Here is a 14,260-nt window from a genome sequence, read left to right as displayed (position 1 = left end):
CAAAGCCATGCAGCCAGATTCCGACTCGTCCAGTGAACTGATCTACGGCCTCAACGACCGCCCCAAACCACTCGCCGCCATTCTTGCCGCGCTGCAACACGTGCTCGCCAGTTTCGTCGGCATCATCACCCCGCCACTGGTGATCGGTTCGGCGCTCGGGCTGACCGCGCATCTACCGTACCTGATCAGCATGGCGCTGATGGTCTCGGGCGTCGGCACCTTTATCCAGGCGCGGCGACCGTTCGGCATTGGCGCGGGGATGATCTGTCTGCAAGGCACCAGTTTCGCGTTTCTCGGTGCGGTGCTGTCGGCCGGGTTTCTGGTCAAGCAGCGCGGCGGCAGCCCGGAAGACATTCTGGCGATGATTTTCGGCGTGTGCTTTTTCGGCGCAATCGTGCAGATCGTGCTCAGCCGTTTCATCGGTCAGTTGCGCCGAGTGGTGACACCGCTGGTGACCGGCATCGTCATCACGCTGATCGGCATCAGCCTGATCAAGGTCGGCATCACCGATCTGGGTGGCGGCTTCAATGCCCCAGACTTCGGCGCGCCGGGCAATCTGGCCTTGGGCGTGTTCGTGCTGCTGACAATCATTCTGCTCAACCGCTCGAATACGCCGTGGGTGCGGCTGTCGGCGATCATCATCGGACTTGTGCTCGGCAGTCTCGTGGCGTGGTTCAGCGGGAAACTGGTCCCGCAGCCGTTGCCTGACTTGCCGCTGGTGAGTTTTCCTACGCCGTTCAAGTTCGGATTCACCTACGACTGGACCGCTTTCCTGCCGGTCGCGTTGATTTATCTGATCAGCACCATCGAAACCGTCGGCGACCTCACCGCCAATTGCATGCTTGCCCGCCAACCGATCAGCGGCCCTTCTTATATAAGCCGCTTGCGCGGTGGCGTGCTCGGTGATGGTGTCAGTTGCATGATCGCGGCGACTTTCAGCGCTTTCCCCAACACAACGTTCGCGCAGAACAACGGCGTGATCCAATTGACCGGCGTTGCCAGCCGCTACGTCGGCCTGTACATCGGCGCGATCCTCTTCTGCCTCGGCCTGTTCCCGATGATCGGCGCGGTGCTGCAACAGATCCCCAAACCAGTGCTCGGCGGTGCAACGCTGGTGATGTTCGGCGCGGTGGCGGCGGCGGGCGTGCGCATTCTCGCGCAGTCGCCGCTGGACCGACGCAGCATGTTGATCATCGCCACTTCGTTCGGCGTCGGCCTCGGCATCGCCGCGCAACCGAACCTGCTGCACCTGCTGCCGAAACTGGTGCAGAACCTGTTCGACTCGGCGATCACCAGCGGCGGGCTGACGGCAATCTTCCTGTGTCTGTTGTTGCCGGAAGGCAAAACCACAGCGGCAAAAAGTCCCGCGTCGTTGAACAAGATCGAACAGGCGTAACTGTTTTTCCGCGCAAGGACTTGTCGGATGCCTGTGGGTGCGCTATCAACGCAACTGGTTGCACCCACAGACAATCCCGGAAGTGCCTATGACCTTTGAAGTCCCAGCCCACGGCGGCAAACCCGCCAGCCGCATTCGTCAGAAGAACGAAGAGACCATTCTCAAAGCCGCCGAAGACGAGTTCGCCCGTCACGGGTTCAAAGGCACCAGCATGAACACCATCGCGCAGAATGCCGGGCTGCCCAAGGCCAATCTGCATTACTACTTCACCAACAAGCTCGGTTTGTATGTGGCGGTGCTGAGCAACATCATCGAGTTGTGGGACAGCACCTTCAACACCCTCACTGCCGAGGATGACCCGGCCGAAGCGCTGACCCGCTACATCCGCGCGAAGATGGAATTCTCCCGGCGCCAGCCACAGGCCTCGCGGATCTTCGCCATGGAAGTGATCAGCGGCGGCGAATGCCTGAGCGAATATTTCAATCAGGACTACCGCGCCTGGTTCACCGGGCGCGCGGCGGTGTTTCAGGCGTGGATCGATGCAGGCAAAATGGACCCGGTCGATCCGGTGCATCTGATTTTCCTGCTGTGGGGCAGCACCCAGCATTATGCCGACTTCGCCACGCAGATATGCCGCGTCACCGGGCGCAGCAAGTTGACCAAGCAGGACATGGAAGACGCCGGCAACAACCTGATCCGCATCATTGTCAAAGGCTGCGGCCTCACTCCTTCTCTATAAGACGTTTATGCCTTTCACCCTCAGCGGTTTTTGCGAGTACCGCGAAGAGATTCGCAAAAGCCGCTTTATCACTCTGGCGACACCGATCAGCAGCCCTACCGACGCGCAGGCGTTTTTCGAGCAGCACAGCGACTTGAATGCCACGCACAATTGCTGGGCGTGGAAACTCGGCGCGCAATACCGCAGCACTGACGACGGCGAGCCGGGCGGCACTGCCGGACGCCCTATTCTGGCGGCGATCGAAGCGCAGGACTGCGATCAGGTCGCGGTGCTGGTGATCCGCTGGTACGGCGGCATTCAACTGGGCACCGGCGGTTTGGCCCGGGCCTACGGCGGTGGCGCCAACAAGTGCCTGCAAGCGGCGGAAAAAATCGAGCTGATCAGCCGTTTGTCGCTGAGTTGCGCCTGTGGATTTGCCGAGTTGGCGCTGGTGAAGTTGCGCGTGGCCGATCTCGGTGGATTGGTGGTGGAGGAAAACTTCACGGCCAATGGGGTGGAGTTGAAGTTAGCGGTGGGGCAAGCGCAGATCGATATCTTGCAAACGCAACTTGCTGACTTGAGCCGTGGGCGGATTTTGTTGCAGCGATAAATTCAAGATCAAAAGATCGCAGCCTTCGGCAGCTCCTACAGTTGAAATGCGTTCCCCTGTAGTAGCTGCCGAAGGCTGCGATCTTTTAGAGCATCCCCGAGTTGGCAAGTTGCCCACACCTGTTGTGCACCCGCTTGTGGATAACCTGAGCACACACCGCTGTAACCCTTCTGTCATGCGGCTTTGCGCGATTTGTTCACTTTTCGTTCAATTGATCCGACGAAACGGAAATTCAGCCTAAAAACAAACAGTTAACTGCGTTTATCACCATTAGAACAAAGCAACGCAGTGCTTATGCCCGGGTCCCAGGCTTGCGCACAATTACTGTGGAGCAACCTGTGGATAAGCCGTTCATGACCACCGCTGTCGCTGGATCTGTCTAGGCCGCAAGCGTTTGCTCACTTTTTAACCAACCACTCGCGGGCAAAACTGGAGCCTGATCAACGGCTTTGCGCTGAAATGGTGCTCGACCACGAACCAGATCGAGCGCCAATGCGTTGCAATCGGCGTTTGCCAACGGGTTGCGCAAGCGTTCCTGACTCAATGGCCAGGAAATTGCTTTATCCACAGGCACAACTCCAAGTCAGTCGAGCCTGTCATGTCCATCGCCCCTTCCCCGCCGCGCCTGCAACTGCGCCAGATCAGCAAACGCTACCCCGGTTGTCTGGCCAACGACGCCATCGACCTGAGCATCGCGCCGGGTGAGATCCATGCCCTGCTCGGTGAAAACGGCGCGGGCAAAAGTACGTTGATGAAGATCATTTACGGGGTCACCCAGTGCGACAGCGGTGAAATGCTCTGGGAGGGGCAGCGCGTGCAAATGCGCAATCCGGCGCAGGCGCGGCAGTTGGGCATTGGCATGGTGTTCCAGCATTTCTCGCTGTTCGAAACCCTCAGCGTGGCGCAGAACATTGCCCTGGCGATGGGCGCGGCGGCCGGCACGCCGAAGCAATTGGAGCCAAAGATTCGCGAAGTATCGCGGCGTTATGGCATGGCGCTGGAACCGGAGCGACTTGTCCACAGCCTGTCGATCGGCGAGCGCCAGCGGGTGGAAATCGTCCGTTGCCTGATGCAGGACATCCGCCTGCTGATTCTCGATGAGCCGACCTCAGTACTGACGCCGCAAGAGGCGGACGAATTGTTCATCACCCTGCGTCGCCTCGCCGATGAGGGCTGCAGCATTCTGTTTATCAGCCACAAGCTCGGTGAAGTACGCGCCTTGTGCCATAGCGCCACGGTGCTGCGCGGCGGCCGGGTTGCCGGGCATTGCGAGCCCGCCGAATGTTCGGACCAGCAACTGGCGCAAATGATGGTCGGTGAAGCGGCGGCTTTAATTGGCGAGTATCCGAAGGTCAGCGGTGGCGCGGCGTTTCTGCAGGTGCAGGGTTTGAGTTGGCACAACCCGGATCCGTTTGGTTGCTCGCTGACCGACATCGACCTGCAAGTGCGCAGCGGTGAAATCGTCGGCATCGCCGGGGTCGCGGGCAATGGTCAGGATGAATTGCTCGCCCTGCTCAGCGGCGAACAGCCCTTGCCTCGTGCGCAAGCGGCGACCCTGCGCTTCGCAGATAGAAACGTCGCTGACCTGCGCCCGGATGCGCGGCGCAAACTTGGTCTGGCCTTCGTGCCGGCCGAACGCCTTGGCCACGGCGCGGTGCCGGAGTTAAGTCTGGCCGATAACGCCCTGCTCAGTGCTTTCCAGCAAGGACTGGTGAGCCACGGGTTGATTCAACGAAGCAAAGTCGAAGCCCTCGCGCAGCAGATCATCCAGCGTTTCGGCGTGAAGACCTGGGACACGCAAACGGCTGCGCGCAGCCTGTCCGGCGGCAACTTGCAGAAATTCATCCTCGGCCGGGAAATTCTTCAGCAACCGAAACTGCTGATCGCCGCGCACCCGACCTGGGGCGTCGACGTCGGCGCCGCCGCGACCATTCACCGTGCGCTGATTGCCCTGCGCGATGCCGGCGCGGCGATTCTGGTGATTTCCGAAGACCTCGATGAATTGTTCCAGATCAGCGATCGCCTCGGCGCGCTGTGCGGCGGGCGTCTCTCGGCGCTGCAAGACACCGGCGCTACACAACTGAGCGATGTCGGCGCGTGGATGGCCGGCCAGTTCGATCACTCACCTCGCGCCGCCTCGGTTTAACGGAGTTCCAACCATGCTGCTTTCTCTCGAACCCCGTGGCCAGCAATCGCGCCTGATGTTGTGGTGCTCGCCATTATTGGCGGCGGCCCTGACCCTCGTCTGCGGCTCGCTGTTGTTCATCGCGCTGGGCCACGACCCACTGCAAACCTTGCACACACTGCTGATCGCACCGGTCAGCGATTTGTATGGCGTGTCTGAATTGCTGGTCAAGGCGCTGCCGATTCTGCTCTGCGCACTCGGCCTGGCCGTGGCCTATCAGGCGCGGATCTGGAACATCGGCGCCGAAGGCCAACTTCTACTTGGCGCCTTGGCCGGCAGTGCTCTGGCAGTGAACGTTATCGACATGCAAAGTCGCTGGGCGCTGGTGCTGATTCTGCTGACCGGCACGCTGGCCGGCGCCGCATGGGCCGGGCTCACCGCATGGCTGCGCACGCGCTTCAATGCCAATGAAATCCTTACCAGCATCATGCTCAACTACATCGCGCTGAACTTGCTGCTGTTCTGCGTGCACGGGCCGTTGAAGGATCCAGCGGGCTTCAATTTCCCCGAGTCGGCGATGTTCGGCGACGCCAGTCGGTTGGCACTGCTGCTGGAGGACGGCCGCGTGCATGCCGGCGTGTATTTCGCCCTGCTCGCGCTGGTCGCGGTGTGGGTGTTGTTGCAGAAAAGCTTTATCGGTTTCCAGATCAAAGTGCTCGGGCTGGACAAGCGTGCGGCAGGTTTTGTCGGCTTTCGCGAGAAGCGCCTGATCTGGCTGGCGCTGTTGATCAGCGGTGGTCTGGCCGGGCTCGCCGGGGTCTGCGAAGTGACCGGGCCGATCGGCCAATTGGTGCCCCAAGTGTCGCCGGGCTATGGCTACGCGGCGATCACCGTGGCGTTTCTCGGACGGTTGAATCCGCTCGGCATTCTGTTCTCGAGCCTGCTCATGGCGCTGCTGTACATCGGCGGCGAGAGCGCGCAGATGTCGCTCAATCTGCCGCAAGCGATCACCCAATTGTTCCAGGGCATGATGCTGTTTTTCCTGCTCGCCTGTGACGTGCTGATTCTCTATCGGCCACGTCTGAAACTGCGCTGGACCCGGCGCGCCTCGACCCCTGCCGTAACCGCCGGAGCGCTGTGATGGATATCGATCTGTTGAGCAATATTTTCTATGCCATGGTCCGCTGCGGCACGCCGCTGCTGCTGGTGGCATTGGGTGAGTTGATCTGCGAGAAAAGCGGCGTCCTCAATCTCGGCCAGGAAGGCATGATGCTGTTCGGTGCGGTGATCGGTTTTATCGTCGCGCTGAACAGCGGCAACCTGTGGCTGGGTGTGCTGCTGGCGATGTTGGCCGGGATGTTGTTGTCGTCACTGTTTGCCCTGGTCGCACTGGTGTTCAACGCCAATCAGGTCGCCACCGGTTTGGCCCTGACGATCTTCGGCGTGGGCCTGTCGACATTTGTCGGCGCGGCCTGGGTGGGTAAGCCGCTGGCGGGTTTCGAGCCTCTGGCGATTCCGTATCTGAGTGAGATCCCGCTGATCGGGCGGATGCTGTTTGCCCAGGATCTGCTGGTGTATCTGTCGTTCGCGCTGTTTGCGCTGGTGGCGTGGGTGATCATCAAAAGTCGTGTCGGCCTGATCATCCAAGCGGTCGGTGAAAACCCGGATGCGGCCAGCGCGATGGGCTTGCCAGTGCTGACCGTGCGCACCCTGGCGGTGCTGTTTGGCGGAGCGATGGCCGGGTTGGCCGGGGCGTATCTGTCGCTGGCCTACACGCCGATGTGGGCGGAAAACATGACCGCTGGCCGCGGCTGGATCGCCCTGGCGCTGGTGGTGTTCGCCAGTTGGCGGGTGTGGCGGTTGTTGCTTGGGGCGTACCTGTTCGGCCTCGCCAGCATCCTGCACTTGGTGGCACAGGGATTGGGACTGGCGATTCCTTCGAGCCTGCTGGCGATGCTGCCCTATGTGGCGACAATTGTGGTGCTGGTGATGCTGTCCCGCGATGCCGTGCGTACGCGGTTGTATGCGCCGGTTTCGTTGGGGCAACCGTGGCAATCGGGACACTGATCGTTGTCAGAGCGGGCCTCTTCGCGAGCAGGCTCGCTCCCACAGGGATCTGAGTGAACGCGGGCAAATGTGGGAGCGAGCCTGCTCGCGAAAGCGTCCGCACAGGCAACACTTGAATCACGCCCCACAACTGTTTCTGATCAAACACCCTCGAGAAACTCAAGAAGCCTGGAGTATGCTCCGGGGTCAAAGCCTGTTTTCGCCAAGCGCTGCAACTGTGGCGCGGTCAGGCGTGTCCATTGAATCCTGAATGCTGACTTTCAAGGAAACCCATCATGTCTCAGGCAAAAAACGCACTGATCATCGGCGCCTCCCGCGGCTTGGGCCTCGGTCTGGTGAAGACCCTGCTGGGCGATGGCTGGCAAGTGACCGCGACGGTGCGCAATCCGCAGAAGGCCGAGGCGCTGCAAGCGCTGGGTGACGTGCGCATCGAGAAGCTCGATATGGACGATCAGCAAGCAGTGATCGCCCTCAGCCAGAAGCTCAAGGGCGAAACCTTCGACCTGTTGTTCGTCAACGCTGGGGTCAAAGGACCGGACGTGCAGACGCCGGGCGGCGCGACATTGGCCGAGGTCGGGCAACTGTTTTTCACCAACGCGGTGGCGCCGATCAATCTGGCCCAGCGTTTCGTCGGGCAGATCCGCGACGGCAGCGGCGTGCTGGCGTTCATGAGCTCGGTGCTCGGCAGCGTGACCATGCCCGACGCGCCGGAGCTGGCGTTGTACAAGGCGAGCAAAGCGGCGCTGAATTCGATGACCAACAGTTTTGTCACGCAACTGGGTGAACAGAAACTCACCGTACTGTCCTTGCACCCGGGCTGGGTGAAGACCGACATGGGCGGCGAAGGTGCTGACCTGGATGTAGAAACCAGCACTCGCGGGCTGATTGATCAGGTCAATGCGTTCACCGGCAAGGGCGGGCATCACTTCGTCAATTACAAAGGGGAAACGATTGCCTGGTAAGCACTGAAAATCCCGATGTGGGAGCGAGCCTGCTCGCGAATACGATCTGTCAGGTAAATCTGTATCGACTGACATGACGCCTTCGCGAGCAGGCTCGCGCCCACAGGGAGTGATGGTGAATGGTCGGGTGGCGCTTGCCCGGCGCTGCGATTTGTTTGAAACTGCGCGCCTCGTCGTTCGCGGCGACCCTGGATCAGCAGACAGGGCAACACTGAGCTGGCAACCCTGAACCCAACTTTCAGAGGAGCCGGCCACAATGCCTGCGACCCGTACCTGGTTAAAAACCCCTCGCCATTTTCACCTCCAACGAGCTTGATGCCCGTGGCGGCCTTGTCGTGCAAGACGGTGTGATCGTCGAAGTGCTCGCTGCCGGTCAACAGCCGTCGGCGCCGTGCAATGCAGAGTTCGATGCCCGCGAGCATGTGATCCTGCCGGGCCTGATCAACACTCACCATCACTTCTATCAAACCCTGACCCGCGCCTGGGCGCCGGTGGTCAATCAGCCGCTGTTCCCGTGGCTGAAAACCCTGTACCCGGTATGGGCACGGCTGACGCCTGAAAAACTCGCCCTCGCCACCAAAGTGGCGCTGGCCGAATTGCTGCTCTCGGGTTGCACCACCGCTGCCGACCATCACTATCTGTTCCCGGATGGTCTGGAAAACGCCATCGACGTGCAGGTCGAAACGGTGCGTGAACTGGGCATGCGCGCCATGCTCACGCGCGGCTCGATGAGCCTTGGCGAGAAGGACGGCGGCCTGCCTCCGCAACAAACGGTGCAGGAAGGCCAGGTGATTCTCGACGACAGCCAGCGGCTGATTCACGAGTATCACGAGCGTGGCGACGGCGCGCAGATACAGATCGCCCTGGCGCCATGTTCGCCATTTTCGGTGACCCCGGAAATCATGTCGGCCAGTGCTGATCTGGCGAACACGCTCGATGTGCGTCTGCACACCCACTTGGCGGAAACCCTTGATGAAGAAGACTTCTGCCTGCAACGTTTCGGTCTGCGCACCGTCGATTATCTGGACAGCGTCGGCTGGCTCGGCCCGCGAACCTGGCTGGCCCACGGCATCCATTTCAACCCCGACGAAATCGCCCGCCTCGGCCAGGCCGGTACCGGCATCTGCCACTGCCCAAGCTCGAACATGCGCCTGGCGTCCGGCATCTGCCCGAGCATCGAGCTGACCGACGCCGGCGCGCTGTTCGGTCTTGGCGTTGACGGTTCGGCGTCCAACGATGCCTCGAACATGATCCTCGAAGCGCGTCAGGCCCTGTACATCCAGCGCCTGCGTTACGGCGCCGAAAAGATCACCCCCGAGCGCGTGCTGGGCTGGGCGACCAAGGGTTCGGCGAGCCTGCTCGGTCGCAGCGACATCGGCGAAATTGCCGTGGGCAAACAGGCGGATCTGGCGTTGTTCAAGCTCGATGAACTGCGCTTCTCCGGTAGCCATGATCCGATTTCGGCGCTGTTGTTGTGCGGCGCGGATCGGGCGGATCGCGTGATGATCGGGGGCAAGTGGCGTGTGGTTGATGGGCAGGTTGAGGGGTTGGACCTGAAAGGCCTGATCGCCGATCACAGTAAGGCGGCTCGGCAGTTGATCACCGGCACCTTATCCGATCATTAATCCCTGTGGGAGCGGGCTTGCCCGCGATGGGGGTGTGTCAGGTACATATATGGTTTCTGACACACCCCATCGCGGGCAAGCCCGCTCCCACAGGTTTTTCAGCGTCCCTATAGGCCCAGTAGGGACAGCATGATGAATGTGGCAAACAGCACAAAGTGCGTCATGCCCTCAATGGCGTTCGTCTCGCCGTCATTGAGGTTGATCGCGCTGACGATCAGGGTGATGAAGATCATCACCGTTTGCACCGGGGTCATTGCCATTTGAAACGGCTGGCCGGTGTACAGCGCCATCGCTTCCATCACCGGCACGGTCAGAATCACCGTCGACAGTGACGCGCCCATCGCAATGTTGACCACCGACTGCATGCGATTGGCCAGTGCCGCACGCAACGCAGTCAGAATCTCCGGCGCTGCAGAAATCGCCGCCACCAGAATCGCCGTGATCACCGGCGGCGCGCCCGTGCCTTCCAGGCCCAGATCGAGGGTCTTGGACATTACCTCGGCGAGTGCGCCGATGATCACCACCCCCGACACCAGAATGCCAACCGACAGCGCCAGGCTGACCGGTTTCGGCTCCTGCTCGACCGGCTCTTTCTTGCGGCGTTTGTCCGGGTAGCTGTAGCTGAAAAAGTAGCTGTGCGGGCCGACCTGCATGCGCAGGAACAGCGCGTAAAGCACCATCATCGCGCCAATGGTGAACGCCGAATACATCTTCCAGTTGGCCTCGGGAATGAACTCCGGGACCACCATCGACACGCCCATCGCGGTGAGAATCATCACGCTGTAGCTGCGCGCCGAATCGTCGTTGTAGGACTGCTCGCCGTGTTTGATCCCGCCCATCAAAGCGGCGAGGCCGAGGATGCCGTTGATGTCGAGCATCACCGCTGAATAAATCGTGTCGCGCACCAGCGTCGCCGAAGCTTCGTTGCTCATCATAATCGCCAGGATCACCACTTCGACCAGCACTGCCGACAACGTGAGGATCATCGTGCCGTAGGGATCGCCGACCTTTTCCGCCAGCAGTTCGGCGTGATGAGCGACGCGCATCGAAGCGGCGACGATAAAGGCGATCAGCAGCAGACCGCCGCCCAGCGCGACGATCTGGCCGCTGTGCAGCAGCCAATGTTCCAATGGATAAGCGACGCACGCGGCAAGGACTGCCAGCAGCAGGAAGCTTTCTTGTTTGAGGATCGAGAGCATGACGGGCCTTTTGCCGAAAAGAGCTGATGAAGCTACTGACTGCCGCGCGCCGCTAACGTTTCGTTACATCTTTGCGCACCAACCCATGGCGCGCGCACGCTGACTTGCACTGCGTTGGTTCCGACGCTGAAAAGATCGCAGCCTTCGGCAGCTCCTACAGGTTCGCATTCCTATGCAGGAGCTGCCGAAGGCTGCGATCTTTTTGTTTGTTGTCCTGTTGGTCAGCAATTTGCATTGGCCCTGAACACACACAACAAAATGGAGTTCCGGTTCATGCCAATACGTCCGCTGCACACACTGCTGTACGCCGCCATCGGTCTGGGAATCAGCCTGAGCGCCAGCGCTGCCGATCCGCTGAAGGTCGGTTTCGTCTACATCGGCCCGATCGGTGACCACGGCTGGACGTATCAGCACGAACAGGGCGCAAGGCCCTGGCGGAAAAACTCGGCACGCAGATCACCACCAACTACGTGGAAAACGTCGCCGAGGGCGCCGACGCCGAACGGGTGATCCGCAACATGGCCAAGGACAAATACGACCTGATCTTCACCACGTCTTTCGGCTACATGAACCCGACAGTGAAAGTCGCCAAGCAATTCCCCAAGGTCACTTTCGAACACGCCACCGGTTACAAGCAGGACAAGAACCTCGGCACTTACCTGGCGCGCACTTACGAGGGCCGTTACGTCGGCGGTTTTCTCGCGGCGAAGATGACCAAGACCAAGAAGATCGGCTACGTCGCCTCGTTCCCGATTCCGGAAGTGATCCGCGACATCAATGCCATCCAGTTGGCCCTGAACAAGTACAACCCTGGCACCGAAATCAAAGTGGTGTGGGTCAACTCCTGGTTCGATCCGGGCAAGGAAGCCGACGCCGCCAACGCGCTGATCGATCAAGGCGTCGACGTGGTGTTCCAGCACACCGACAGCCCGGCGCCGATCCAGGCTGCCGAACGGCGCGGCGTGTATGCCGTAGGCTACGCCTCGGACATGGCCCACTTCGGCCCGAAAGCGGTGCTGACCTCGATCGTCAACGACTGGGCGCCACACTACATTCAGGCGACGCAGAGCGTGATCGATCACACCTGGAAATCTCAGGATTACTGGGGCGGGTTGAAGGAAGGCACGGTGGAACTGCCGATCAGCGATCTGGTGCCGGCGCCGGTGAAAGCCGAAGCCGAGCAGTTGATTGCCGACATCAAGAGCGGCGCGTTGCAGCCATTTACCGGGCCGATCAAGGATCAGGCCGGCGTGGAAAAAATCCCCGCGGGCGTGAGCGCGACCAATGCGGAACTGGCTTCGATGAATTATTACGTTGAAGGCATGAAGGCCGAGATGCCGAAGTAACTTTCAAAAAATACACCGACCTCTGTGGGAGCTGGCTTGCCAGCGATGAGGCCTTCACATTCAACATCACTGTTGCCAGTTAGATCGCCATCGCTGGCAAGCCAGCTCCCACAGTTTTTTCAGTGTTCTCATGTTTGCGTTTCTTCAGGACCAGTGCATGAACAGTCTTCCCATCATCGACATCAGCCCGCTCTACACCACTGACGAGAATGCCTGGCCTGCGGTGGCCGAAGAAATCGACCAAGCCTGTCGCGAGTGGGGCTTTTTCTACATCAAGGGCCATCCGATCTCGGCGCAGCGCATCGACGCCCTGCTCGATCACGCCCAGCGCTTCTTCGCCCTGCCCGCCGCAGAAAAACTGAAGATCGACATTACCCAGACCCGCCATCATCGCGGCTACGGTGCGATTGCCACCGAGCAACTGGACCCGGACAAACCCAGTGACCTCAAAGAAACCTTCGACATGGGCCTGCACCTGCCGAACGAACATCCCGAGGTGCTCGCGGAAAAACCCTTGCGCGGCCCCAATCGCCATCCGGCGCAACCCGGCTGGGAATCGCTGATGGAACAGCATTACCTCGACATGCAGGCGCTGGCGCAAACCCTGTTGCGGGCGATGACCATTGCGCTGGGCATCGAGCGCGACTTCTTCGATTCGCGCTTTGTCGAGCCGGTCAGCGTGTTGCGCATGATCCATTATCCGCCGCGTCACACCGCCAGCTCCGCCGAGCAACAAGGTGCCGGCGCCCATACCGATTACGGCTGCATCACCCTGCTCTATCAGGACAGCGCCGGAGGTTTGCAGGTGAAGAACGTCAATGGTGAGTGGATCGACGCGCCACCGATTGACGGCACGTTCGTGGTCAACCTCGGCGACATGATGGCGCGCTGGAGCAACGACCGTTATCGCTCGACGCCGCACCGGGTGATCAGCCCGCTGGGCGTGGATCGTTATTCAATGCCGTTCTTCGCCGAACCGCACCCGGACACGCGCATCGAATGCCTGCCCGGTTGCCAGGACGCACAGCACCCGGCGAAATATCCGACCACCACCTGCGCGCAATTCCTGCTCTCGCGCTTCGCCGATACCTACGCCTATCGCCGCGAGCAAGAGGCGGTTTGATCGATCACCTGGTCAGGTTTTGCCAATTGTTGCAGCCAGCCTCTGTAGAATGCCGGTATTGCACCTGATGAGAAAAGACTATGTACGACTGGCTCAACGCCCTGCCCAAAGCCGAACTGCACCTGCATCTGGAAGGTTCGCTGGAGCCTGAACTGCTGTTCGCCCTGGCCGAACGCAACAAGATCGCCCTACCGTGGAGCGACGTCGAAACCCTGCGCAAGGCGTACGCCTTCAACAATCTGCAGGAATTTCTCGACCTGTATTACCAGGGCGCCGATGTGCTGCGCACCTCGCAGGATTTCTACGACCTGACCTGGGCCTACCTGCTGCGCTGCAAAGCACAGAACGTGATTCACACCGAACCGTTCTTCGATCCGCAGACCCACACCGACCGGGGCATCCCGTTCGAAGTGGTGCTCAACGGCATCGCCGCCGCGCTCAAGGATGGCGAGACGCAACTGGGCATCAGCAGCGGTTTGATCCTCAGCTTCCTGCGCCACCTCAGCGAAGACGAAGCACAGAAAACCCTCGATCAGGCGCTGCCGTTCCGTGACGCGTTTGTCGCGGTCGGTCTCGACAGCTCCGAGATGGGCCACCCGCCGAGCAAGTTCAAGCGCGTCTTTGATCGCGCCCGCGACGAAGGCTTCCTCACCGTCGCCCACGCCGGTGAAGAAGGCCCGCCGGAGTACATCTGGGAAGCCATCGACCTGCTGAAAATCCAGCGCATCGACCATGGCGTGCGCGCCATCGAAGACGAGCGCCTGATGCAGCGGATCATCGACGAGCAGATTCCGCTGACGGTGTGCCCGCTGTCGAACACCAAGCTCTGCGTGTTCGATCACATGTCGCAGCACAACATCCTCGACATGCTCGAGCGCGGCGTGAAAGTCACGGTGAACTCCGATGACCCGGCGTATTTCGGCGGGTACGTGACCGAGAACTTCCATGCGCTGCACGAGCATCTGGGCATGACCCAGGATCAGGCCAAACGCCTGGCGCAGAACAGTCTGGATGCGCGGTTGGTAAAACCGTAAGCAACTGCAAAATCACATCAATACCTGTGGGAGCGGGCTTGCCCGCGATAGCGGA

Annotated in this window: 10 protein-coding genes and 2 pseudogenes; 11 read left to right on the top strand and 1 reads right to left on the bottom strand. The window is 60.6% G+C overall.

Annotated features, from left to right (window positions below; genetic code table 11):
* Window positions 1-7 precede the first annotated feature (7 nt).
* The 8 genes and pseudogenes from LJU32_08015 to LJU32_07980 all read left to right on the top strand — a co-directional run bounded on the left by LJU32_08015 (window position 8) and on the right by LJU32_07980 (window position 9,503).
* On the top strand, window positions 8-1,396 hold the full coding sequence (locus tag LJU32_08015; protein WKV90169.1) for a purine permease: 1,389 nt from the start codon (window positions 8-10) through the stop codon (window positions 1,394-1,396).
* An 88-nt stretch (window positions 1,397-1,484) separates the two neighbouring features.
* Window positions 1,485-2,135 carry a TetR/AcrR family transcriptional regulator gene (locus LJU32_08010; protein WKV90168.1) on the top strand — a complete coding sequence of 217 codons (651 nt, stop codon included), beginning with the start codon at window positions 1,485-1,487 and terminating at the stop codon, window positions 2,133-2,135.
* Between the two features lie 7 nt (window positions 2,136-2,142).
* The gene (locus tag LJU32_08005) at window positions 2,143-2,724 is read left to right on the top strand and encodes an IMPACT family protein (GenBank protein ID WKV90167.1); all 582 of its coding nucleotides are present in this window, start codon (window positions 2,143-2,145) and stop codon (window positions 2,722-2,724) included.
* A gap of 598 nt (window positions 2,725-3,322) precedes the next feature.
* The gene (locus LJU32_08000; protein ID WKV90166.1) at window positions 3,323-4,870 is read left to right on the top strand and encodes an ABC transporter ATP-binding protein; all 1,548 of its coding nucleotides are present in this window, start codon (window positions 3,323-3,325) and stop codon (window positions 4,868-4,870) included.
* Window positions 4,871-4,883: 13 nt separating this feature from the next.
* Window positions 4,884-5,990 (top strand): ABC transporter permease, encoded by a 1,107-nt coding sequence (locus tag LJU32_07995; protein ID WKV90165.1) that lies wholly within the window; start codon window positions 4,884-4,886, stop codon window positions 5,988-5,990.
* On the top strand, window positions 5,990-6,916 hold the full coding sequence (locus LJU32_07990; protein WKV90164.1) for an ABC transporter permease: 927 nt from the start codon (window positions 5,990-5,992) through the stop codon (window positions 6,914-6,916). The genes LJU32_07995 and LJU32_07990 overlap by 1 nt, the downstream gene beginning before the upstream one ends.
* A gap of 275 nt (window positions 6,917-7,191) precedes the next feature.
* Window positions 7,192-7,878, top strand: coding sequence for an SDR family oxidoreductase (locus tag LJU32_07985; protein WKV90163.1), 687 nt, complete (start codon window positions 7,192-7,194; stop codon window positions 7,876-7,878).
* Between the two features lie 256 nt (window positions 7,879-8,134).
* A pseudogene (locus LJU32_07980) lies at window positions 8,135-9,503 on the top strand (8-oxoguanine deaminase).
* Window positions 9,504-9,610: 107 nt separating this feature from the next.
* On the opposite strand, the gene LJU32_07975 reads toward LJU32_07980, so the two are convergent.
* Window positions 9,611-10,702 (bottom strand): calcium:proton antiporter, encoded by a 1,092-nt coding sequence (locus LJU32_07975; protein ID WKV90162.1) that lies wholly within the window; start codon window positions 10,700-10,702, stop codon window positions 9,611-9,613.
* A 273-nt stretch (window positions 10,703-10,975) separates the two neighbouring features.
* Here LJU32_07975 and LJU32_07970 point away from each other — a divergent pair.
* The 3 genes and pseudogenes from LJU32_07970 to LJU32_07960 all read left to right on the top strand — a co-directional run bounded on the left by LJU32_07970 (window position 10,976) and on the right by LJU32_07960 (window position 14,205).
* Window positions 10,976-12,048 (top strand): annotated as a pseudogene (locus tag LJU32_07970) (BMP family ABC transporter substrate-binding protein).
* Window positions 12,049-12,205: 157 nt separating this feature from the next.
* Window positions 12,206-13,171 (top strand): 2OG-Fe(II) oxygenase, encoded by a 966-nt coding sequence (locus tag LJU32_07965; GenBank protein WKV90161.1) that lies wholly within the window; start codon window positions 12,206-12,208, stop codon window positions 13,169-13,171.
* Window positions 13,172-13,251: 80 nt separating this feature from the next.
* Entirely contained in the window at window positions 13,252-14,205 is a 954-nt protein-coding gene (locus tag LJU32_07960; GenBank protein ID WKV90160.1) for an adenosine deaminase, read from the top strand.
* Window positions 14,206-14,260: the final 55 nt, after the last annotated feature.

Origin of the sequence: Pseudomonas sp. B21_DOA, from assembly GCA_030544685.1 — a bacterium.
Taxonomy (GTDB): domain Bacteria; phylum Pseudomonadota; class Gammaproteobacteria; order Pseudomonadales; family Pseudomonadaceae; genus Aquipseudomonas; species Aquipseudomonas fluorescens_AO.
This window is presented reverse-complemented; position numbering and strand designations above follow the sequence as displayed.